Annotated in this window: 17 protein-coding genes, 1 tRNA gene and 1 pseudogene; 14 read left to right on the top strand and 5 right to left on the bottom strand. The window is 41.2% G+C overall.

Annotation, left to right across the window (positions count from 1 at the left end; genetic code table 11):
• Positions 1–43: 43 nt before the first annotated feature.
• Together D0T18_RS04775 and D0T18_RS04780 are read left to right on the top strand one after the other, a co-directional pair.
• The gene (locus D0T18_RS04775; RefSeq protein ID WP_102703017.1) at positions 44–3,445 is read left to right on the top strand and encodes a glycosyltransferase family 2 protein; all 3,402 of its coding nucleotides are present in this window, start codon (positions 44–46) and stop codon (positions 3,443–3,445) included.
• The gene (locus D0T18_RS04780) at positions 3,432–5,018 is read left to right on the top strand and encodes a DUF5719 family protein (protein WP_004110770.1); all 1,587 of its coding nucleotides are present in this window, start codon (positions 3,432–3,434) and stop codon (positions 5,016–5,018) included. The genes D0T18_RS04775 and D0T18_RS04780 overlap by 14 nt, the downstream gene beginning before the upstream one ends.
• A 76-nt stretch (positions 5,019–5,094) precedes the next feature.
• On the opposite strand, the gene D0T18_RS04785 is transcribed toward D0T18_RS04780, so the two are convergent.
• Complete coding sequence (locus D0T18_RS04785; protein WP_012914044.1) at positions 5,095–5,523, bottom strand: metallopeptidase family protein; 429 nt, start codon at positions 5,521–5,523, stop codon at positions 5,095–5,097.
• 119 nt (positions 5,524–5,642) lie between these two features.
• Between D0T18_RS04785 and D0T18_RS04790 the strand changes: the two genes are divergently transcribed.
• Together D0T18_RS04790 and D0T18_RS04795 are read left to right on the top strand one after the other, a co-directional pair.
• On the top strand, positions 5,643–6,464 hold the full coding sequence (locus tag D0T18_RS04790; RefSeq protein ID WP_033888683.1) for an HAD-IIB family hydrolase: 822 nt from the start codon (positions 5,643–5,645) through the stop codon (positions 6,462–6,464).
• Between the two features lie 91 nt (positions 6,465–6,555).
• Positions 6,556–7,449, top strand: a complete 894-nt coding sequence (locus D0T18_RS04795) for a ComF family protein (RefSeq protein WP_004110765.1) — start codon at positions 6,556–6,558, stop codon at positions 7,447–7,449.
• Here the strand turns inward: D0T18_RS04795 and D0T18_RS04800 are convergent.
• From D0T18_RS04800 to glgB, 3 genes are all read right to left on the bottom strand, one after another.
• Positions 7,446–8,621 (bottom strand): sensor histidine kinase, encoded by a 1,176-nt coding sequence (locus tag D0T18_RS04800; protein ID WP_004110763.1) that lies wholly within the window; start codon positions 8,619–8,621, stop codon positions 7,446–7,448. The genes D0T18_RS04795 and D0T18_RS04800 overlap by 4 nt on opposite strands.
• A gap of 61 nt (positions 8,622–8,682) precedes the next feature.
• Positions 8,683–9,435 (bottom strand): response regulator transcription factor, encoded by a 753-nt coding sequence (locus D0T18_RS04805; protein ID WP_102155265.1) that lies wholly within the window; start codon positions 9,433–9,435, stop codon positions 8,683–8,685.
• A 16-nt stretch (positions 9,436–9,451) separates the two neighbouring features.
• Positions 9,452–11,725 (bottom strand): 1,4-alpha-glucan branching protein GlgB, encoded by a 2,274-nt coding sequence (gene glgB, locus D0T18_RS04810; protein ID WP_033888684.1) that lies wholly within the window; start codon positions 11,723–11,725, stop codon positions 9,452–9,454.
• 134 nt (positions 11,726–11,859) lie between these two features.
• Between glgB and D0T18_RS04815 the strand changes: the two genes are divergently transcribed.
• Positions 11,860–12,456 (top strand): CarD family transcriptional regulator, encoded by a 597-nt coding sequence (locus D0T18_RS04815; RefSeq protein ID WP_012914048.1) that lies wholly within the window; start codon positions 11,860–11,862, stop codon positions 12,454–12,456.
• Between the two features lie 212 nt (positions 12,457–12,668).
• Here the strand turns inward: D0T18_RS04815 and D0T18_RS04820 are convergent, their stop codons facing one another.
• Positions 12,669–13,721 (bottom strand): metal ABC transporter solute-binding protein, Zn/Mn family, encoded by a 1,053-nt coding sequence (locus tag D0T18_RS04820; protein ID WP_004110751.1) that lies wholly within the window; start codon positions 13,719–13,721, stop codon positions 12,669–12,671.
• 121 nt (positions 13,722–13,842) lie between these two features.
• On the opposite strand from D0T18_RS04820, the gene D0T18_RS04825 reads away from it, so the two are divergent.
• From D0T18_RS04825 to D0T18_RS04865, 9 genes and pseudogenes are all read left to right on the top strand, one after another.
• The gene (locus tag D0T18_RS04825; protein WP_116440589.1) at positions 13,843–14,727 is read left to right on the top strand and encodes a bifunctional methylenetetrahydrofolate dehydrogenase/methenyltetrahydrofolate cyclohydrolase; all 885 of its coding nucleotides are present in this window, start codon (positions 13,843–13,845) and stop codon (positions 14,725–14,727) included.
• Between the two features lie 146 nt (positions 14,728–14,873).
• A complete protein-coding gene (gene rpsA / locus D0T18_RS04830) occupies positions 14,874–16,376 on the top strand; it encodes a 30S ribosomal protein S1 (protein ID WP_012914051.1) in 1,503 nt (500 codons plus the stop codon).
• 250 nt (positions 16,377–16,626) lie between these two features.
• Positions 16,627–16,956: a TM2 domain-containing protein gene (locus D0T18_RS04835; protein ID WP_004111099.1), complete on the top strand. Its 330-nt coding sequence runs from the start codon at positions 16,627–16,629 to the stop codon at positions 16,954–16,956.
• 70 nt (positions 16,957–17,026) lie between these two features.
• Positions 17,027–17,143 (top strand): annotated as a pseudogene (locus D0T18_RS04840) (dephospho-CoA kinase); the annotation flags it as partial.
• A gap of 224 nt (positions 17,144–17,367) precedes the next feature.
• Positions 17,368–17,979, top strand: coding sequence for a TM2 domain-containing protein (locus D0T18_RS04845; RefSeq protein ID WP_162861142.1), 612 nt, complete (start codon positions 17,368–17,370; stop codon positions 17,977–17,979).
• 69 nt (positions 17,980–18,048) lie between these two features.
• A complete protein-coding gene (gene coaE / locus D0T18_RS04850; protein ID WP_116431779.1) occupies positions 18,049–18,753 on the top strand; it encodes a dephospho-CoA kinase in 705 nt (234 codons plus the stop codon).
• A gap of 20 nt (positions 18,754–18,773) precedes the next feature.
• On the top strand, positions 18,774–20,888 hold the full coding sequence (gene uvrB, locus D0T18_RS04855) for an excinuclease ABC subunit UvrB (RefSeq protein ID WP_012914055.1): 2,115 nt from the start codon (positions 18,774–18,776) through the stop codon (positions 20,886–20,888).
• Positions 20,889–21,123: 235 nt separating this feature from the next.
• On the top strand, positions 21,124–22,563 hold the full coding sequence (gene pyk / locus D0T18_RS04860; protein ID WP_004111304.1) for a pyruvate kinase: 1,440 nt from the start codon (positions 21,124–21,126) through the stop codon (positions 22,561–22,563).
• A gap of 232 nt (positions 22,564–22,795) precedes the next feature.
• A tRNA-Leu gene (locus tag D0T18_RS04865) sits at positions 22,796–22,869 on the top strand.
• The last annotated feature ends 92 nt before the right edge of the window (positions 22,870–22,961 follow it).

Consider the following 22,961-nt stretch of genomic DNA (forward strand, 5'->3'; position numbering starts at 1 on the left):
TTGTGTTTTGGCGGATACATACCCCCTGCGTAAACTGGTAAGTATGGATTCGATAACCGCTCATAATCTTACATTTGAAGACGAAGTTTTACAGGTGCTGTCATCTGCGAAAGATGCGCATCCTCATGATGTGGATTCGTCCATTATGGCAATGATGTGTGTGGAGCGAGATACTCGTTTTTATGCTGATACGTTACATGCAGTACTAAGTCAATCAATTCTTCCTGGAACTTTAGTAATAGTCGATTGTGCTAGTCGAGTAAAGCAGACTATGCAAACGAATTTACAAATAAAAATTAATTCATCTAAGCTTGCGGGAGCAATTAATACTAGGAAATCATTATTGCAGAATGCTAATAATATCGATTCCAATAATGCAATTGATAGCGATTCAAAATATAGACCAAATACTAATCGCGTAAATAATACTCGCGTAAACAATAGTGAAAATAAATCTGTACACATAATTATTATTCCCATTTCTTATGCTCATTCTTTTGGAGATGCAATAGAAAAATCTTTGCGCAAGATTTTGCCTTGTGCAGGAGTTTCTGCATTATGGCTTTTGCATGATGATTCTCGTCCTGCAGACTTCCATTGCTTAGAATATTTGCGTGAAACTTGGCGCAATACTCCGACTGCATCAGTATTGGGAGCTAAACAAGTTGATTGGCAAGGAAATATCTTGCACAACGTTGGAATGTATGCTTGGCGTCACGGTGTTCATACTCTTACTGTTGACGGCGAGCCAGATCAAGAACAGTATGATGGGCGTGGAGATGTGTATGCAGTATCGCTAGCAGGTGCTTTAGTCACATTAACTGCATGGCAGACTTTACGCGGTACGCAACCATGGATGACAACTTTTGGCGAATCAAGAGATTTTTGTCGTAGAGTATGTCTATCTGGAGGTCGTGTTGTTGTAGTTCCTTCAGCTCGTATCGCACACAGGCGTGCAAGGTTAGAAGGTATCCGTACTCGTAACGGTGATGCTAGAAATCATAATAATTCAGGATCTAAGTATGGTGTAGCAGCTTCTCTCGTAGCTAAGCAGCGTTACAAATACACTGATATTAGTATTTTTTTGTGGCCTCTTATATGGATTCTTAGTTTGCCTGCTTGTTTCGTTGGCGCTTTGCATTCGCTGTTTGCTAAACATCCTTATATAGCGTGGATTCGTCTGCTTTTGCCATGGCTTGCTATTATGCAATTACCTAGAGCAGTTTTTGCTCGCAGAAGGGTTGCAAGGAATACTCGTGTTCCATTAAAACGACTTGTTCCTCTTATCGCAGATCGTCATCAAGTTGCACGTTGGCGTGATCGTAGTTCTGCTTTCCAAGCTCAACAGCATTTCGTGCTGTTGAGTCCTCTAGCGAAGCGGCATTTGCATATTCGAGTGTTGCGTAGGTGGAGTGCTGTTATTCTTGCGTCTCTTCTTCTTTTTGCAGTCATATTGAATTTATATGGCTCTCCATGGCGTGAAATTTTAAGTGGCGCTTCTTGGAATGCACAGCAATGGTTACCAACGGGTGCAGATTTCAATCAACTATGGAATTCTGCTATTGGTGCATGGGTTCCTGATGATGGTTTTGGACCTGCAATTCCTCCAGCACCATGGCTAAGTATTTGGGCAATCGCATCAATTGTGGTTGGTGCTAACCCGTTATTGGCTGTCACATTAATGTTCTTCTTAGCTGCTCCAGCTATGTGTTTAAGTTTTTGGGCTCTTGCTGGCGTATTTACGCGCTCGGATACTGTGCGTGTATGCGCTGGTATTTGCTGGACTATGATTGCTATTGCTTTTGGTTTGTTTGCACGCGGTGATTTGCCAATGTTAATGACTATGGCATTTTTGCCTGCAGCATTTGCTTTTGCGTTCCATGCTGTTGGAATGTACGTAACAGAAGATCCTGTGCGTCCTGTTAAATCCACTCAATGTGCAGCATGCGCAGCATTATGCTTTATGGTTCCAGTAGCTGCAGAACCGCAGCTTGTTTTGCCTCTTATTGTTATTTTTATTGCGTCGTTTATTATGGTGCGCTCTCATCGTATTATGTTCGCGCTTATGCCTATACCATCGATAATTGTTTTGCTTCCTACAATAGGAAGTGCTATTAGATATGGCGAATCTGGAATGTGGCGTCAATTGTTCTCTAGTATGGCTTTGCCATTGAGAAGTGTGCAAGGTGCTCCACGCGTAAGCGATTACGCTGATGTTTTGTTGCACGCTTTTAATATGGCTTCTCCTAATGTTGAAATTAATATGCCATTGATGAGCTTAAGAACAATAATAATGGTAATTTTTGCAATTCTAGCTGTTGTTATGGCTGTTACGTCATTAACTTTGCCTTTTGCTTTGCGAGTTTCTCGAATGATGTGGGTTGTGATTATTTCCGGAATGCTGTTATCTCTTATTGCCGCTCGTGTTGTAGTTGCATCCGATATTTCAGGACCTGTTGCTGCAAGCGTTTTGCCTGGAGTCGCATTATCTACTGTCGGCATTTTATCTTGTATGTGCATGGTTGCCGGTCAAGCTGTTCGACGCTTTGAGCCACTACGTACTTCGAAGGAATCTGAGTCTCAAATTTTTGATAACTATAAAACTCGTGCAAGTAGACGTGCTGCAATGCGTCGTTCTGCGGCACAATTGTTGCAGCGCATAATTCGCATAGCACGCGCTGTTCTTGCAAGTAGCATGTTGACTATGGCGGTTCTTTTGGGTCTTTTTGCTGTATTGAGCGGACCTGCTACATCTATTTGCGCAAATAACAATGAGCTCCCTATGGTTGTTTCTGATTATTTGCGAAAAGACGATACTCGGCGAATACTTGCTTTAAGAGCTCAAAGTAGCCATGATTTGTCAATCTCTATTATGCGAACATCTAAGGGAGATGCAATAGACGAATCTCCAGCACTTCGTGTTAGACAAGTAATGTTTGGTGATTCATCAAGCAATAAAGCAATATATCGTGCCTCAGCACAGTTGTTATCTCATGCAGATAATGGCGCAATTTCAACGTTAAAGCAACTTGGAATTGGTGGTATTTATATTGTTAATAGTTCAGAAAATAAGCAGGTTTCCCATAAAACTTCTATGTCAATACAACAATTGTTACATCCTTCTGTGCAAACTGTGAGTAATATTAACAAAGAAGCTACTGAACAATTAATTGCACACGTTAACGCTTCTGACGGTACACAATTGGTTGTTTCATCACCGCAAGGAACTTATTGCAGATTTGATGGTGTGCCTGATTCTAAGTCGTTGTCTTCTACATCTCCGTATTATCGATCTAGGCCTCTTGCGTGGAGAGTTCCTTGGATTATTGTTTCTTCTATGGTATTACTGCTGTACTGTATTGTTGCCGTGCCTCGATTTGGCAGACATGCAATGATAGAACGTTCAGATGACAGGCATGAGGAGGAATTAGATGAACTGGCATAAAAATCCTCATGAGGGCTCTAAGCATGGTGAAGTAAATGCGGATGTAGATATTAATCGCAAGAACAAAATAGTCAGTATTGTCTCACTTGCTATTTTTAGTGCAATAATACTTATTGCTTCTGCATGTGTTGTTGCATTATGCTTACCAATGCCTCACTTTGTAGACAATCCTAATACTCCATCTAGTGGCGTTATAAGTAGTGTTGGTTCTACTCGTTTGCAAACTATTTGTCCTATTCGATTGTCTCTTCCAGATTTGACTCAATATGGTGATAGCGAATATAACGAATCAGAAGGCGATTTACAATCTTCTGCTCGTTATGGTGCTTTTGGAGATGTGTATAGTTCTAGCTTGCGTAACATACGAGATAACAATGATCAATCTATTACGTTGAATTCAAAATCAACTGATGATGATACGTCAGCTTTTATTGCTAACAATAATGTAAATCATGACGCTCAAGTTCTAGAAGGACATTTGTCACGAGTTGGATCTGGCACTGGAATATCTGCTTCCATGGTTTCATGGGCTACTAAAGGTGACGTAAAAGGTTTATCTGCAACTACCTGTTCAATGCCGTCTATGAAACAGACATTCCTAGTTCCGGAATCTGCTGATGGAATTTCTATTCGTTTAGAAGCGTTTAATGCTGCTTCAAAATCCACTGTTGTTCGTGTTAGAGCTTGGTCTGCAGAGCATGGCAGTAATCAGTTAAATCTTTCTACAGGAAGTGCTTCTACTGTTCCTGCTCGTTCTCATGCATATTTTGATCTTGCTGCTGCCTCTCCTAAGACTTCTGGATTATACGTGCAAGTTGAAAGCGAGCAGACACCTATAGCATCATTTGTAAAAGTCATTCATATGAGTGGCTTATCTGTAAAAGGTGTAGATATTGTTCATGAATTAAGCACTCAATCTAATACAAATATTCTTTCAGGTATTAGTGAAGGCGATCAATCTAAGTTATATGTATGGCCAAATAAAGATGGTAATGTAACGCTTTCATGGATGAATGATACAGGTTCTAAAGAAGTAAAGAATTTGACGTTAAAAGCACACCATTTGCAAGTTGTCGATCTTGGAAAAGTTCCGGAGCATGCTAATGCTTTGAGCGTAAGTGGAGATGTTCCTACTCAAGTAATGATGTCCATTACTAAAGATGGCAAGGATAATCAATCAGATGTAGCTTTTATTACACCATCTAACGTACAAGGTAGTGGCGCAATTGTATCGCCTGTTTCTGCTAATGAAACAGCTCTATACCTTTCTTCTTCAAGTGATAAAGATACTGCTGTGCGTTTGCAAGGATTTGATTTAAATGGTGTATTAGCTGCTACAAAAAACGTAACGATTCCTGCGAATGCATCTTTAAGAATTCCTGTTTCAGAAATTTCGCACGATGCAGTTATGTTTATTGCGAAATCGCATAGCAAAGTTGCTTTGTCTGCCCGTATTCATAAAGATGAAATCGATAAGGCTGGTATAGCAGGTATTTCTTGGCTTTCTGCGCAATCTTTGGAACCGCAAGAAATGAAGGTATACGTTAAAACTGACAATCATATTGTGCAATAATACGAATAAAAATATTGCTATAAGCGACTATAAATTAATTAAAATACTTAATAATTTTAATTAATTTAAAAATTGTTTACAAACCCCAATCTGGATCAATTTCTTCTGGTCTGCGACCGTATAGTTCTGCTAAGCATTGCACAAGCTCATCTCTGATAGCATATTGAAGTTCACTTCTGCTGCTTACATGAGTGCATAGCGGAAGCCTATACAATACAATTCTAGATTGCATACCACGGCTAGCTGGAAAAGCTTGCGAAAGTATTCTGCGGTTTTGCTCCCATAACAGTGGTTGCGAAGGCGGCACATCTTCTACCGCGAATTGAACGTCTTTAGTTAATGCTTGCCAAGCACTGTTAAGGCGTCTAATTTGAGCTGCTACCATGGCATCAAACATTCCGCTAGCAGTTCTATATTGTGGAAGTCGAGTACCAAATATTGGTGCCCTAAGACCTCTACCATGCCTATTTCTATAGTGACGTTCTTCCCAAATTAGACCTGTCATGCTTCCACTTTACGAGAAGGCTAGGGCAATAATATGTAAATAATTAATATGCGGTGTGTGAAATACGCTCACACTATAGAATACTGTATATATGGTTTTAAAAGTCAGGAGGATTTGTAATGCTCAAACCAATAGTGCATGATTGGAATGAGTTTAATCTTGACTTGAGCATTGCTAAATCGTCTCTTATTGCTTTTGATTTAGATAACACACTGGCATGTTCTAAAAAACCTATGCTTAAATCGATGGCTGAATCATTAAGTAAGCTGATTGATATAATTCCTGTTGCTGTAATAACAGGTGGCTGCTTAGAGTTAGTTAAGAAGCAAATTTTAAATATGCTAACTATTGGCACTAATCTTAAAAATATTCACATAATGCCCACTAATGGAACTAGTTATTATCGTGTGAATAATGACATGTCATTGCAATGTGTTTATGAACATACTATCGATTTTAAGCAAGCGCAATGCGTTATTGATGCAATACACAAGTGTGCAAAAAATATAGGCGTTTGGAAAGAACCCGGCGATCCAATGCTGTGGGGAGAACAGATAGAGAACCGCGGTAGTCAAATTACTTTTTCGGCACTAGGACAACTAGCTCCTATTGAATATAAAAAAACTTGGGATCCTAGCGGTTGTTTGAAAGCTCAACTTGCACAAAGCATTTCTCAAGCTTTACCTAATTTTGCTGTACGCGCTGGAGGAGATACTAGCATCGATATATACAGGCGCGGTGACGATAAAGCTCAAGCTTTGCGAATGCTGTCTCAATATTGTGATGTTAATATTGAAAAAATTACTTTTATTGGCGATCGTATGTATCCTGGAGGAAACGATTATCCTACTGCCTTTACAGGAGCTTTAATTATTAAAGTAAGTAATCCTTCGGATACTTTAGAGCTTTGTAATAAGGTACTTAATATTTTAGAAATATAGAATTTTATTAATTTTTCATTTTAAGATACCTTTTATCCACAATAACATTTTTTATTTGCATAGCCAATAAGCTATCGCATATGCTGTCATTATGGTTGGGAGACGCAAGGTTATAAACCACCAAAACAAAAAGAAGTATAGAAGCGTGACATCTCATGGGGGATTAGCATGTCACGCATCTGTACCTTGTGGTGTATGTGAAAACAAGGATGTTGATTTTATAAATTGGCGTTTTGCTAGTTGGAAGAATGTAGCGATTGCTTTATTTAATTTATTTTTGCCTCGCGCATGTGCAGGCTGTGATACTCCAGATTATATATTGTGTGAAAACTGCAAGAAAGCGTTGCAATGCTGGAAACGTGCACCATTTGCCAGAACAGTATGTGGATATCGCTACGCGTGTGGTTCGTATTCTACGGTTGTTCGCCGCTCAATATTATTGTGGAAGGATCATTTCGATATTGCATGTGACAAAATATTTGGTGAACTTATTGGCGATTTAGTAGTAGAAGTTATATCTAAATTTTTGCGCTCGCATTCTTGTTATATAAGTGAAAAACCTATATTTGTTATACCAGTCCCGTCGTCTAAGCATTCATCAAGGCATCGTGGACGTAAGCATATGTTGCCTGTTGCAAATTGTGTTGCTAAACGATTGTGTAATAGTGGCATTAGAGCATACGTTTTAGATATTGTAAGTATGGATGCTAGAATTACTGCGAAATCAGTGCAAACTTCCGGTTTTCGCGGAAGGTCTAACAGAATTTCTAAGGCGTTTAGCATCGATTTTAAAGAATTGAGAAAGCAAAAGTTTGAAAATCAACGCGAGTACAAAGCTATTGTATTGGATGATATTGTAACTACTGGCTCAACTATGAATAGCTGCGTTTCAACTTTACAGAGTAGTGGAATTACTGTTTTGGCATGCTTTTCTTTAGCATGTGTATGCAATAAGGATGATCGTACAGCAGATTACGAATGTTAGTTTGCTATTGTATTGCTATAGTTTAGTGGAAGCGCAATTTCAAAGTTCGGACCGCGTTTATCGTCTACTACTTTTACAGTTCCATGGTGCAATTGTGCAGCCCAACGAGCAATTGATAATCCTAATCCTGTTCCTCCTGATTCTGTGCCAATTCGCTGATTTCCTTTAACAAATCTTCTGAAAATATCGGCGCGATCTTCTTGAGGAATTTGTTCTCCAAAATTCACAACATTGCATATTACAGAGTTTTGGCTGTGATTAATATGAGCACTTATAAGAACACGAGTTCCATCATCTGAATGTTTTAGAGCGTTAGAAATAATATTAGTAAAAAGTTGCGAAAGGCGAGCTTGATCTCCTGTTAATTCAATCTCATCATTAATTTGAACTTCAATATTATGATTATGACCTGAATCAGCTATTTCTAGTGGTTCGATAATTTCGTCAATAAAGTCTGTGAAATTAAATGAAGTTATATTAAGGCTTTCCGCGCCTGCTTCAACTCTAGATAAATCAAGAAGGAAAGTAATAAGATCAGCAAGTCTATGAGTTTGGTTTAATATAGCTTCCATATTAGATGGAGTAGGATCAACAACTCCATCTGCAAGATTTTCAAGCATCGCTTGTAAAGCAGAAACAGGAGTGCGCAGTTCGTGACTTACGTTTGCTATAAGCTCTCTACGCATTTGATCTGCATGTTCAAGTTCTTCTGCCATTTCATTAAATGCAAGAGTTAATTTACCTACTTCGTCACGACGATTTTCTACAGCAACTCGCACAGAATAGTCTCCGTCAGCCATAGCTTCTGCAGCATTTTTCATTTGACGAAGTGGTGCTGTAAGTCCTCTAGAAAAAATGTATGTAATTCCCAGAGCAACAATAAGTGTTAATGGCATTGCAATCCAGCCATTTAGACCAGTTTTAAGTAAAAACCATGCCATTACGAAAGCAATTGCTGTTGCAAAAACAATAATTGCCGAAAGTTCAATTTTTAGAGATGAAAAAAATCCGACAGGTCGATTTGGATAATTATGCTTTACAGAAGAATTCGTAAATCGCATTTTTGACTTATTTTTAAGTTGAGCATTTGAGTTTTTATTTAATAAATTACGTTGTTTAGTATTTTTATATTGCTCAGAATTAGCATTATCTATTTTATTTTCTAATACCATTTACGAATTTTCCGAAGCTAAAGTGTTGTAATTATTTACTATTTATGAAAGTAGTAATTATTTATGAAACTTGTGATTGCAGAACTTTGTCGTAATCACTAATAGGTGGCTCGAATGCGTATCCTATTCCGTGTACAGTACGAATCCATTCCGATCCAATTTTATGTCTCAAAGACTTAATGTGTGAATCTACTGTGCGAGTTCCAGAAGCATCCGGCCAATCCCACACCTCTTCAAGTAACTTTTCACGCTTAAATACAGTATGAGGATGACGAGCTAGAGTAGCGAGCAAGTCAAACTCAGTTGGTGTAAAATGTACCTCTTTGTCGTTTAAAGTTACAAGTCTTTGACGAGGTCTAATAATAAGTGACCCAAAATTAATTGTGCGTTCATGTTCCATTGTCTTTGCTATTTGCGATGCGCGTTCTACGCGTCTCAGCAATGCTGCGCAACGAGCAATTAACTCACGTGGCGAAAATGGTTTAGTCATGTAATCATCTGCGCCTGCGCTTAAGCCAACAATTTTATCGGCTTCTGCGTCGCGTGCTGTTAACATGAGGATAGGAACAGGCATTTTGGAGATAATTCGTCGAGTTGCTTCAATCCCATCCATAATAGGAAGCATAATATCCATAATTATGAGATCAGGTTTTAGTTGTTCGGCAGCTCTAACAGCAGACGCTCCATCTGTAGCGACTCTTGCTCTCCAGCCTTGTGCAGTAATGCGTTGTGCAATTGCTGTAGCAAGATCTGGCTCATCCTCAACAACGAGAATTGTACGAGCATTTACGCCAGCTGATGGAGCGTTTAGCATATTTTAAAAAGACCTTTCAGTGTTGTACTGGCTTCAAGAATACCGCACCTAACGCTGGAACAGTGATTCTTGCAGAGTATGGTCGAGAATGATACTCTTCAGCAGTAGCAGTGAATGTGCCGTTGTGAATATTAGATCCGCAATACTTTGCATCATCAGTTGTGAGTATCTCTTCCCACTGTCCGCCTTTTGGTAACGCAACCTGATAGTCTTGCCAAGCTTGACCTGAGAAGTTTACTACTACAACGATTTCTTCTCCGTCGTCGCCAATACGCATGTAGCTTAAAGTATTGTGATCGGAATCGTCGCTTGTAAGCCACTGGAAACCATCAGGAGTAAAGTCTTGACTCCAGAATGCACGAGAGCTCTTATATAGAGTATTCAAATCTGCAACAAGCTTTTGCACACCTTGATGGAACGGCCATTGCAGCTCATTCCAGTTAAGCGAAGTATTGAAGTTCCATTCGCTGGACTGTCCAATTTCTCCACCCATGAACAGAAGGTTCTTGCCTGGATGAGACCACTGGTATGCAAGCAATGCTCGCAATCCTGCGAACTGTTGCCATTCGTCTCCTGGCATCTTTCCAAGTAACGAACCCTTACCGTACACAACTTCATCGTGGCTTAATGGCAACACATAATGCTCAGAGTATGCATAAACCATTGAGAATGTAATTTCGTTATGATGCCAACGACGATTAATTGGTTCCTCTTTAAGATATTGCAAAGTGTCGTGCATCCAGCCCATATTCCACTTCAAGCCGAATCCTAAGCCGCCCATATCGGTTGGTGCAGTTACGCCTTGATAAGCAGTGGATTCCTCAGCAATCATCATGATGCCAGGATTATTCTTATATGCAGTTGCGTTTGCTTCCTTAATGAAGTCAATTGCTTCAAGATTTTCGCGTCCGCCGTAGATGTTTGGTCTCCACTGTCCTGCTTCACGGCTGTAATCCAAGTAAAGCATTGAGGATACTGCATCAACGCGTAACGCGTCAACATGGTATTCATCAAGCCAGAAGCAAGCATTAGCAACCAAGAAGTTACGAACTTCATGACGACCAAAGTTGAAGATGTAAGTACCCCAATCAGGATGCTCACCTCGCATAGGATCAGGATCCTCATATAATGCTGTGCCATCAAAACGACCGAGTGCAAAGTCATCCTTAGGGAAGTGAGCTGGAACCCAATCCATAATGACGCCAATGCCTGCTTTGTGGAGTTTATCTACCAAGTACTTAAAGTCATCAGGGGAGCCAAGGCGAGAATCTACTGCATAATAACCCGTTACTTGATATCCCCAAGATCCAGAGAATGGATATTGTGTCAACGGCATAAACTCGACGTGAGTAAAGCCTTCTCTTTGCACATAATCAACTAAATGATCAGCAAGTTCGCGATAATTACCCAAATCGCGATTCCAGCTGTTAGCTTGTACTTCGTAAATGCTTATTGGACCATTGTGAGCATCTGTTTTTGCGCGCTCATCCATCCAATCAGTATCGTGCCACTTAAACTCAGAATCAACAACAACAGATCCTGTGTTTGGTGGAACTTCATGAGAGCGCTCCATTGGATCGGCTTTCATAATCCAATTGCCAGATTGTGTAAGAATTTCGTACTTATATACTTCTCCTGCTGTAACTCCTGGAATAAAAAGTTCCCAAATGCCAGAAGAGCCGAGTGAACGCATAGCGTGGCGACGACCATTCCAGTAATTAAAGTTACCAACTACGCGTACTGCACGAGCATTTGGTGCCCACACTGAGAAAGCAGTACCAGTAACTTTCTTTACCATCTTTCCAGTTTCAGGAGATATAAGTCCCCATGAATCTGTTATCGTTTTGACGTGTGCGCCTAATGCTTCCCAAAGACGCTCATGACGACCTTCTCCAAATAAGTACATGTCAAGTTCGCCAACTTGAGGCAAATAACGGTAAGGATCATCATCTGTGGACTCAGAACCGTCTATTTCCACAGTGTAAACGCGATAACTAGGAACAGACCAAGACTTTGTTTTTGTATGCTTTACTGCAGGAATAACAGCTGTAAAGATGCCGTTATATTCGTGTTTAGCTTCGTATTCACCGTTCTTAGTAAGAATAACAACTTTCTTTGCCATAGGGCGCAATACGCGGACGGTTACAGTGTCGGCACCTTTGCCAGTTCCAAGGTGACCTCCAAGAACCTCATGTGGATTGTAATATTCTGCATTGCTCACCGCAGCTAATACGTCCTGTCGGACTGGAACTGCGACTGCATCTTCATTGATGTTAGTAACTGTACTCATGTTGACTATCATACATGCTTTATTGCTGTAAGTCGCGTGTGTTTCGCGCTATTGTGAAAAAAATATGAAAATTTTTTCAAGTCGTGACCTTATGGGAAACTGTTATGAGTTTTTCTGTGCATACGGAGGGTTCTGTGGAATATCAAGTCGGCGATATGGTCGTCTATCCTCGTCATGGTGCGGCTCGTGTTGAAGAAATTAGTGAGCGCACCGTAAAAGGTGTAACTCGTCAATATTTACGATTGGTAGTGTTATCATCTGATGGTTTAGAAATTAACGTACCTGTCGATAATGTTAAAAAAGTTGGCGTGCGAGACATTGTTGGAGCGCAAGAAGTTGCAAAAGTTTTTGAGATTTTGCGTACTCCAATAGTTGAAAAAGAGATGAATTGGTCTAGACGCTACAAGCTTAATGTAGAGAAGATTGCTACTGGCGATGTTAACAATATTGCTGAAGTAGTTCGTGATTTATCTCAGCGAGATGTTGATGAACATGGTTTATCTGCAGGAGAAAAGCGAATGCTTGCTCGCGCTCGCAGTATTTTAATTTCCGAAATTGCTTTGTCTGAAAAGATTGATGAGATTGAGGCGGAGCGACTTTTAGATGTGAATCTTGGATACAAGGAGCCTCAAGAAGGCGATGAAAATCACCATACTGTAGCTCCAGAAGAGCCTGCATCGCGAACTTTAGCGCTGTTAGAAGAGCGTAGCAAGAAATCTAAGAAAAAATGATTTGCGATATGCAAAATAAATAAATATTAATTGTTCATATTATTTAAGCCCTTCTAAATGTCGGTATATCGGCGAGTTAGAAGGGCTTTTGCTTATATATTTGCTTACGTATTTATTGTATGTTTTGCTTTTGTTCTTGCTTAAAACAGATAATAAAAAATCCTTGCATTTGTAAAATACAAGGATTTTTATGTTTATAGATTCACCTAAATTTACTTGCCTGGATCTTGCTGACCTTGGTTAGAATTTTTAGGATTAGTATTCTTTGCTACATGTGGCTTCTCAGTGATTGGCTTTTTTTGAGGCTCTTTATCATCAATGTCTTTACGCATATCCTTTGTTGCTTTTACAGCATTATGTAGGTCGTCACAAATCTTCATAATCCATTTATCAAGCTGATCTGCGTATTTTGGCATAAGTTCGCTTACTCGTACTGTAGACGTGTAGCTGCGTCCTGCGATTCCGCTTAGCAAGTTCAGAACATCGTTTCCTTGCTGGCTATCGCTAATCAACACATCAATTTTGCGACCTTCAATAAGCTTCTGAAACTCCTCAACGCTTGAATGTTCTGGTTCATTATTGTTATTTACTGAGTCAACATATTCTTTAGGTGAGCTATCTTTCAAATTGGCATCAGACATTAGCCAGAAAAGAATAGGAGATGTAGAAGCATACTTTGCGTTACCATTTTCTTTAGAGAAATCACTTAAGTAGGTGGTTAATTTCTTTTCCTTTTCCTGCCATTGTGCTAGTCGCTTAGAAAAAGCTTGCTTTTTTGATGGCAAAACTTTGGAGAAGGTGTCAGCCATGGCAGATGCCATAGCATTCCTAGCATCGTGAGAAAACCAAAGATATGGATTGTCTCCGTTAAGTGCTCCTACAGTACCTGCTGCACTAAGCACTTCAGCTTTAGCTGGGTGTACTTTGTTTGCCCAATCATCGTAGCCTGCACCATTTGTAACTAATACTTGTGCATTCTGCATATTTTTTAAATCTTTTGAGCTAGGTTTAAACGACGATATGTCTGTATCTGAACCAGTCATAACTGATTCAACTTTGACGTCAGAGCCACCAATCTCTTGAGCTAAGCTACCCCAGGTGTCAACAGTGGATACAACAGAAATATTTGTTGCAGCTTTTGGTTTTTCTTTTGGTTTTTCCTCAGTTTTTCCACAAGCTGCAAATCCAAGTATTACTGCAGAAGCAATAAGGCATGTTATGGCAGTTTTTCCAAACTTCTTTACTGCACAAAGAACGGTACGCATCACTGTGACTCCTCCCGTGATAATGGTGCGTCGGCGCACGTAAAATTGTTAGTCGACCCATATCTTCTATACTTCACGATAGCCTATCCTTACGAATTGTGCGAGTTGGGAGGAATTTTTTATGACTATTGTGCTAGATGGTAAGGCTTTAGCTAGTAAAATTAAAAAAGATTTGGCAGCGCGCGTTGCTATTTTACATAAAAAAGGCATTAATCCAGGTTTGGGTACGTTGCTTGTAGGTAGTGATCCTGCTTCGTTGAAATATGTTGCTGGTAAGCATCGTGATTGCGAAGAAGTGGGGATTAATTCTATTCGTTGCGATCTGCCAGAAGATGCTAGTGAAGATGAGATTCTTGCTGCTTTACAGAAATTAAATAATGACCCTCTTTGTACTGGATTTATTGTGCAACTGCCATTGCCAAAAGGTATTGATGCTCAAAAAGTTATTTCTTCTATTGATCCTGCAAAAGATTGTGATGGAATGCATCCATATAATTTGGGTGAACTTGTTACGCATATTTCCGGTAATATTACAACACCTTTGCCGTGCACGCCGCGTGGAATTTTAGCTTTGCTTGATGAGTACGGTATTGAACTTTCTGGTAAGGAAGTTTGTGTGCTTGGTCGTGGCATTACGGTTGGGCGTACTATTGGTCTTCTGTTAACACGCAGGGGAGTAGATGCAACTGTTACGTTGTGCCATACGCATACTCGGAATGTTCAGGAGATTATGCGCCGTTCTGATGTAATAATTGCAGCAATGGGTTGTGCTGGTTTTGTTAAGCCTGAAGATATTAAACCTGGCGTTGTTCTTGTTGATGTTGGTGTATCTCGTGTTTTTGATGAAGAGGCTGGCAGATACCGTGTAAAAGGTGATGTTGATTCAGCTTGTCGAGAAATTGCTGGAGCGTATTCTCCGAATCCTGGTGGAGTAGGTCCGATGACTCGAGCTATGTTGCTGGCGAATGTTGTAGATATGGCTGAGCGAGCAGCTAATTGCAAATAAAATGCGACACGCCCGAAGTAAAACGTAAATTTTGGCTATACCTGTATATAAAATCGACAAAGCGTGTGCATAGTATGCACACGTAACGTAAATACATAATTAAATATCGAGTAATATCCACCCCAAGAAGAAACCACTAATAACTAATGGCAGAGAATAATAACGAAGTCGCCAAGGTTGCGATTAATGATATTGGCACCGAAGAAGACTTCATCAAGGCAGTCGATTCAACCATCAAGAATTTTGATGATGGTGATTTAGTTGAAGGTACAGTCGTAAAGATTGATCACGACGAAGTATTGCTGGACATCGGCTACAAAACTGAAGGTGTAATTCCTTCCCGTGAACTTTCCATCAAAAAAGACGTTGATCCAGATGATGTTGTCGAGGTTGGCGACACCATTGAAGCCCTTGTTGTAACTAAGGAAGACAAGGAAGGACGTCTTATTCTCTCCAAGAAGCGTGCACAGTATGAGCGTGCTTGGGGTGACATCGAGAAGATTAAGGATGCAGACGGCATCGTTGAAGGTACCGTTATTGAAGCTGTTAAGGGCGGCTTGATTGTTGATATCGGTCTTCGCGGCTTCTTGCCAGCTTCCTTGGTTGAGATGCGTCGCGTGCGCGATCTTTCTCCATACATTGGCCAGAAGATTAAGGCTAAGATTCTCGAGCTCGATAAGAACCGCAACAATGTTGTGCTTTCTCGTCGCCAGTTCCTTGAGGAAACCCAGTCCGAAGTTCGCGAAACCTTCCTCTCGCAGCTTAAGAAGGGTCAGATTCGCGAAGGCGTTGTGTCTTCTATCGTAAACTTCGGTGCGTTTGTTGATCTCGGCGGAGTTGACGGTCTCATTCACGTTTCTGAGCTTTCCTGGAAGCACATTGATCATCCATCTGAGGTTGTTAAGGTTGGCGATAAGGTTACCGTTGAAGTTCTCGACGTTGATCTCGATCGCGAACGTATTTCCCTTTCCCTTAAGGCAACTCAGGAAGATCCATGGCAGCGCTTCGCTCGCACTCATGTTCCTGGACAGGTCGTTAAGGGCAAGGTCACAAAGATTGTTCAGTTCGGTGTGTTCATCTCCGTTGAAGATGGCATTGAGGGCTTGGTTCACATTTCTGAGCTTGCGAACCGTCACGTAGAGAACCCAGAAACTGTTGTTAAGGGTGGCGAAGAAGTATTCGTGAAGGTTATCGACGTTGATCTCGATCGTCGTCGCATTTCCCTCTCCTTGAAGCAAGCTACTGAAGCTGTAGATCCAAATTCTGAAGATTTTGATCCAGCTCTCTACGGTATGCCAGCTGAATATGATGCTGAAGGCAACTACAAGTACCCAGAAGGCTTCGATCCAAACACTAACGAATGGATGGTCGGTTACGAGCAGCAGCGCGAAGAGTGGGAAGCTCAGTATGCTGCAGCACACCAGCTTTGGGAAGAGCACAAGGCATTCGCTGCTAAGGAACTTGCGGCTGCAGCTGAATCTGCTGCTGCTGACGGTCAGAGCGAAGAAGCTGAAAAGAAGCCAGCTAAGGAAGAAAAGAAGGAAGAAGTTGCTTCCAACTATTCTTCTGAAGCAACTAGTGAAGGTGCTTTAGCTGATTCCGATCAGCTCGCAGCTTTGCGTGAACAGCTTTTGAACGAAAAGAAGTAGTTTCTACTTTCTACTAGAAGCTTGTAAATAAAACAGTAAGATGCCCTCGGTGACTAATCATCGGGGGCATCTTGCGTATTGTTGTTCATAATGTTTTACGAGTATCTTGAGTATATTTGACAAGTATTTTATAACTCAAGTTTTGTAATTAAATATAGGTACAATCAATTTTCTTTTAATAATCGTGATTATATGATGTAAAACGTCAATCGTATTTACTAATCGTATTTACTAAAAGGATGGTTAAAATATGAACACTTTGGAAAACAACCAGCAAAATGCTCAGTTCCCTTCGTACGATGGAAATAGTGAGGAGAACACTAAAGCAACTTTAGTAAGCTCGCGCAAGAAAATTGTTGCAGGTTTGCTAGCGATTTTCTTAGGCACATTGGGTATTCACAATTTTTACCTTGGTTTTAAAGGAAAGGCGATTGCACAGCTGCTTATTTCTGTTCTTTCCTTTGGGTTCCTGTCGATTATTACGGGAATATGGGCATTGGTTGAGGGTATTTTGATTCTTTGCTCAAAGCCTGGAAGTAAGTGGCACAAAGATGCTGATGGTGCCGAGTTAAAGGATTAGTGTTTTATAATTATTGTTAATAAACAATGCCCTGGTAATTATTTGCTGGGGCATTATTTATAATTCATATATGACAATGATGCGGATTGCGGTAAAGGGCGGAATTGCAGCTGGAAAATCTACAGTAGTAAATCATTTGCGTTCGCTTGGCGCGTTTGCTATAGATTACGATGTTTTAGCGCGTGAATGAAACTTCTATCGAAGGTGCTTTAGCTGATTCCGATCAGCTCGCAGCTTTGTGTGAACAGCTTTTGAGCGAAAAGAAGTATTTTTCTACTAAAAGCTTATAAATAAGATGCCCTCGGTGAGTAATCATCGGGGCATCTTTTAATATCTTTAGTAATAACGCTTTGATTTATTAATTTTTTATTATACAGTTTTTAAGAAAATAAATTTCTTACGAGAGAAAGTGTGATTATTGTGAGTGATTTAGATAATCAAACTGGAGATTACTCCGGCTCTGACGGACAGACTCAGTACGGACAACCACAGTACAATGATCAGTCCCAGCAGTATAACCAGGCTCAGCCACAATATAACAACCAATCCCAGTATGGTGCTCATACTCAGTACAATGCTCAGCCACAGTATGATCAGAATTCATATGCTCAGCCGCAATACAATGCTCAGCCGCAATACAATGCTCAGCCGCAATACAATGCTCAGCCGCAATACAATGCTCAGCCGCAATATGGTCAGTACTCTCAGTCTACTCCTCAGTACAATCAAGCATCTTCATACTCTAACTATGGGTCTAATTATTCATCAAACACATACAGAAGCTCTCGTAACAAGATTGCTGCAGGCCTGTTAGCCATTTTTTTGGGTGCTTTGGGTGTGCACAATTTCTATCTTGGTTTTAAAGGCAAGGCTGTTGCTCAGCTGCTTATTTCTATTCTTTCTTTCGGCTTGCTGGCTTTTGTTTCTGGAATTTGGGCATTTATTGAAGGAATTTGCATTCTTTGCTCTCAGCCTGGTTCTAAGTGGCATAAGGATGCCGATGGAGCTGAACTTCAAGACTAATTTTACAATTATTATTTAGCGTATAATGCCCTGGTAATTATTTGCCGGGGCATTATTTATAATTTATATATGACAATGATGCGGATTGCTGTAACGGGCGGAATTGCAGCTGGAAAATCTACTGTAGTAAACCATTTGCGTTCGCTTGGCGCTTTTGTTATAGATTACGATGTTTTATCGCGCGAGGTTGTGAAGCCAGGAGGTTACGTATTTCAGCAAATCGTAAGCATTTTTGGGGAGAATGTCGTTTTGAATGATGGCTCTTTAAATCGCGAGTTTATTGCAAAGCATGTTTTTGGGTACTCCGATGAGAGTTGTGCAAATCGTAAGAAGCTTGAGTCGCTTATTCATCCTGCTATTTATGATTGCGCAAAGCTCTTAGAAAGCAAGTATGAAAGCGAGTATATTAGTAAAATTTCTAAGGAAAATCGCAACGTGTTGGACAGTATAAATTCAGTTATTGTGCACGATATTCCGCTCTTTGCGCAAGTAATCGACAGCATTCCATTTAGTTTTGACCATATTATTACTGTTGAAGCGCCTCAAGAAATTCGCGTTAAACGAATGATAAGCGAGCGAAATATGACTGAGGATCAGGCTTTGGCGCGCATAAATAGTCAGCTTCCTAGTAAAATGCGAAAAAATATCGCAGATTTTGTAGTTGATTCCACTAAACCAATGGAATCGATGCTTAACAGTGTTGACAATACGCTAAAATCATGGTTGTGTGACGCAAACAATAAAAGCGCTGAAATGACGAAACTGGGGAAGTAAAAAACTGGGGAAGTAAATACATGTCGAATAAAATTCAGCGCACGAACAAGCCTTTTGTAGTAAAAGCACCATACAAGCCTTCAGGAGATCAACCGCAAGCAATCGACGAGCTGGCTAATCGCATTGAAAACGGAGAAAACGACGTTGTTTTAATGGGTGCTACGGGAACTGGTAAAACTGCTACAACCGCTTGGCTTATTGAGCGTTTGCAACGACCGACGCTTATTATTGAGCCAAATAAAACTTTGGCAGCTCAGCTTTGCGCGGAATTTCGCGAGCTTATGCCAGATAATGCTGTGAGCTATTTTGTGTCTTATTACGATTACTATCAGCCAGAAGCGTACATTCCGCAAACAGACACGTATATTGAAAAAGATTCGAATATTAACGACGATGTTGAGCGGCTTCGTCATGCTGCTACAGCGAATTTGCTTACTAGACGCGATTGCGTTGTTGTGGCTACTGTTTCTTGCATTTATGGACTTGGTACTCCAGAGGAGTATGCCGAGCGAATGCTTATGCTAAGCGTTGGCGAGCAACTTGAGAGAGATGATTTATTGCGTCAATTTGTGAGTATGCAATACAAACGCAATGACATTGCCTTTACGCGCGGAACTTTTAGAGTGCGCGGTGACACGGTTGAGATTATTCCAGTGTACGAAGAATTAGCTGTGCGAATTGAGTTCTTCGGTGACGAAATCGACAGAATTACTATGTTACATCCTCTTACAGGAGAAGTAATTCGCCAGGAGAGTAGCGTTCATATTTTCCCAGCATCTCACTACATTGCAGGACCGGAGCGCATGGAGCGCGCGTTAGAGGCGATTGAAAAAGAGCGCGACGAGAGAGTAGCTCAGCTTAAAAAGCAGAACAAATTGCTGGAAGCTCAGCGTTTGGAAATGCGAACTACGTACGATTTGGAGATGCTTCGCCAAGTTGGTGTATGCCCAGGAGTGGAGAATTATTCTAGGCATTTTGACGGACGCGATGCAGGCACGCCTCCGCATACTCTGCTTGACTTTTTCCCGGATGACTTTTTGCTAGTTTTAGACGAGTCGCATGTAACAGTGCCGCAAATTGGAGCTATGTATGAAGGCGATGCTTCGCGCAAAAGAACGCTTGTAGAACATGGCTTTAGACTGCCATCGGCAATGGATAATCGACCGTTAAAGTGGAAAGAATTTTTGGAGCACGTTGGTCAAACTGTGTATCTTTCTGCAACGCCTGGAGATTACGAGCTTGGGCTTTCAGATGGTGTAGTTGAGCAAATTATTCGCCCTACCGGCTTGCTTGACCCTAAGATTGAGGTTCGCCCTGTAGAAGGTCAGGTTGACGATTTGCTTGCGGAAATCAAGGAGCGAGTAGCAAAAGATGAGCGCGTGCTTGTTACTACGCTTACAAAGAAAATGGCGGAAGACTTAACTGATTACTTCCTTGAGCTTGGTATTAAAGTTGAGTACTTGCATTCAGATGTTGATACTTTGCGCAGAGTGGAGCTTTTGCGTGAGCTTCGCGAAGGCAAAATTGATGTGATTGTTGGCATCAATTTGCTTCGTGAGGGTTTGGATTTGCCGGAAGTCTCGCTTGTTGCGATTTTGGATGCAGATAAGGAAGGTTTCTTAAGATCCTACCGTTCGCTTATTCAAACGATTGGCCGTGCTGCTCGTAACGTTTCTGGAACTGTTCTTATGTATGCGGATACTGTTACTGATGCTATGAGCAAGGCGATTAGTGAGACAGAGCGCCGTCGCGAAAAGCAAATCGCGTATAACAAGGCTCATGGAATTGATCCTAAGCCTTTGCGAAAGAAGATTAGCGATGTGAACGATATGCTCGCTAAAGAGGATGTTGATACTCAAACTTTGCTAGCAGGCGGTTACAGGAATGCTAATAAGGCTGGGAACTCGCATTATGGCGTGCCAAAAGAGCCGAATCTTGGGCAGCAAAGCAAAGAAAAGCGTATGGCGAATGTTTCTGAGCTTCCGCAAGACGATATTATGTCGCTGATTAAAAATTTGAGTGAGCAGATGCATGTTGCTGCAGAGCAGTTGCAATTCGAGCTTGCAGCGCGTTTGCGCGACGAGATACGCGATCTAAAGAAAGAGTTGCGCCAAATAAGCGATGCTCAAAGTTAGAAAATAACTATTATTCTCAATTATTATTCAACTATTGTTCAAGCATTATCTGAGCGTTATTCAAGTATTATCTGCGATTTTATGTTATTTTCTGTGAGCGTTCACAAAACGCCGAATAAATACAATAAGCGGTCACAATACGTTGATACACTGGAAAGCGGAATTGGGCGTTTTATGGTTTCTATCATTAAATCGCTCATAAAAAATAAACAGAAATAGAAAATAGGTAGGCATTATGCGTAAAGCCAAAATCGTTGATACTATTGGTCCAGCTACCGAATCCTTGGAAGGTATTACCAAGCTTGTTGAAGCCGGTATGGATGTTGCTCGTTTGAACCGTTCTCACGGCACTCCTGAAGATCATTTGCGCGTTTACAACAACGTTCGTGCAGCTTCCAAGTCCACTGGCCGCAATGTTGCTGCTCTTGTTGATTTGCAAGGTCCAAAGATTCGCTGCGGTTGGTTCAAGAAGAACGCTGAAGGCGAAGATAAGGTTTATTTGGAAGAAGGTCAGGAGTTCATCATCACTACTGATGATGTTGAAGGTGACGAGCACCGCACTTCTACAACTTTTAAGGGCTTGCCAGGAGATTGCCACGCAGGCGACCCAATCCTTATCGATGACGGTAAGGTTCGTCTTGAGGTAACCAAGGTAGAAGGCAACGACGTTCACACTAAGGTTATTGTTGCTGGTCCAGTTTCCAGCCACAAGGGCATTAACCTCCCAGGTGTTGCAGTTTCTCTTCCAGCTTTGACTGAAAAGGATGAGGCTGATCTTCGTTGGGCTATTCGCACCGGCGCTGACATTATTGCTATGTCCTTCGTGCGTTTCGCTACCGATATTGATCGCGCTCACGAAATCATGGACGAAGAAGGTCGTCGTATTCCAATCGTCGCCAAGATTGAAAAGCCACAGGCTGTTGAAAACTTGGAAGAGATTGTTAAGACCTTCGATGGCATTATGGTTGCTCGTGGTGATATGGCTGTTGAAATGCCTCTCGAAGAGGTTCCACTGGTCACCAAGCGTTGCATCGAGCTTTCTCGTCGCTATGCAAAGCCAGTTATCGTTGCTACTGAAGTTCTTGGCACAATGGTTAACTCTCCAGTTCCAACTCGTGCAGAAGCTTCTGACTGCGCTAACGCTGTTCTCGACGGTGCTGACGCAACAATGACTTCTAACGAAACTGCTGTTGGTAAGTACCCAGATGTTACCGTAAAGACCATGTCCCGTATTTCTCAGTACGCAACTGAGCACGGCTATGATCGCATTCCTGCTGTTGAGCTTGATATGTCTAGCACCGGTGCTGTTTCTTCTGCAGCTGTTGATTTGGCAGATAAGCTTAATGCTAAGGCTATTGTTGCTTACACTCAGACTGGTCGCACAGTTCATCGTATTTCTCGTGAACGTCCAACCGCTCCAATCTTTGGCTTGACTAACAATGAGCACACTTATCGTTGGTTGGCTTTGAGCTGGGGCACTGAAGGCTTCTTGATTGATGAAGATTACCATGACATGAATCGTCACGATTTGATGATCTTCACCGACAAGGTTCTTCGCGAAGCCGGTAAGGTTTCCGATGGTGATCAGATTGTTATCTTGAGCACTGCTCAGGGTGAACGCCAGGCTGGTCGTACTGACTCCATCTACGTTCACACCGTTGGTGCTTGCGACTAATTATTTGATTCTGCGTTCTTGTACTAATACGCTAGTTCTTCTAGTTTAAGTGCATTTGCGCAGTAGTATAGTTTGCATAATGCGCGCTAGCTGTTTTGCAGTTTGCGCGCATTATGTTATGTATGATCAATATTGTTGATTTGCGACACGCGCAAAATGCTTTAACTATTTGCATGTGGCTTAAAGTGTGCTATAGTCGACAAGTCGCAAAAAAATGCGGAAAATTAAAAATGCCCCTGTATCCCAATTGGTAGAGGAAACAGCCTCAAAATCTGTGCAGTGTGAGTTCGAGTCTCACCGGGGGCACGTGCACGACGTCGCTTAGCTTGCTAGGCGACGTTTTTATTTTGTATTTTAATGTTTTGTACATAAACAATGAGCGTATAATGATAAAAGTA

It is taken from the genome of Gardnerella swidsinskii (assembly GCF_003397705.1).
Lineage (GTDB): Bacteria > Actinomycetota > Actinomycetes > Actinomycetales > Bifidobacteriaceae > Bifidobacterium > Bifidobacterium swidsinskii.

Excerpts from the sequence above, each read along its gene's own strand:
- D0T18_RS04785 (WP_012914044.1), bottom strand. The coding sequence starts at position 5,523 with ATGACAGGTCTAATTTGGGAAGAACGTCACTATAGAAATAGGCATGGT.
- glgB (WP_033888684.1), bottom strand. The coding sequence starts at position 11,725 with ATGAGTACAGTTACTAACATCAATGAAGATGCAGTCGCAGTTCCAGTC.
- D0T18_RS04790 (WP_033888683.1), top strand. The coding sequence starts at position 5,643 with ATGCTCAAACCAATAGTGCATGATTGGAATGAGTTTAATCTTGACTTG.
- D0T18_RS04775 (WP_102703017.1), top strand. The coding sequence starts at position 44 with ATGGATTCGATAACCGCTCATAATCTTACATTTGAAGACGAAGTTTTA.
- D0T18_RS04780 (WP_004110770.1), top strand. The coding sequence starts at position 3,432 with ATGAACTGGCATAAAAATCCTCATGAGGGCTCTAAGCATGGTGAAGTA.
- D0T18_RS04795 (WP_004110765.1), top strand. The coding sequence starts at position 6,556 with ATGGTTGGGAGACGCAAGGTTATAAACCACCAAAACAAAAAGAAGTAT.
- D0T18_RS04800 (WP_004110763.1), bottom strand. The coding sequence starts at position 8,621 with ATGGTATTAGAAAATAAAATAGATAATGCTAATTCTGAGCAATATAAA.
- coaE (WP_116431779.1), top strand. The coding sequence starts at position 18,049 with ATGACAATGATGCGGATTGCTGTAACGGGCGGAATTGCAGCTGGAAAA.
- D0T18_RS04805 (WP_102155265.1), bottom strand. The coding sequence starts at position 9,435 with ATGCTAAACGCTCCATCAGCTGGCGTAAATGCTCGTACAATTCTCGTT.
- pyk (WP_004111304.1), top strand. The coding sequence starts at position 21,124 with ATGCGTAAAGCCAAAATCGTTGATACTATTGGTCCAGCTACCGAATCC.
- D0T18_RS04820 (WP_004110751.1), bottom strand. The coding sequence starts at position 13,721 with ATGCGTACCGTTCTTTGTGCAGTAAAGAAGTTTGGAAAAACTGCCATA.
- D0T18_RS04835 (WP_004111099.1), top strand. The coding sequence starts at position 16,627 with ATGAACACTTTGGAAAACAACCAGCAAAATGCTCAGTTCCCTTCGTAC.
- rpsA (WP_012914051.1), top strand. The coding sequence starts at position 14,874 with ATGGCAGAGAATAATAACGAAGTCGCCAAGGTTGCGATTAATGATATT.
- uvrB (WP_012914055.1), top strand. The coding sequence starts at position 18,774 with ATGTCGAATAAAATTCAGCGCACGAACAAGCCTTTTGTAGTAAAAGCA.
- D0T18_RS04825 (WP_116440589.1), top strand. The coding sequence starts at position 13,843 with ATGACTATTGTGCTAGATGGTAAGGCTTTAGCTAGTAAAATTAAAAAA.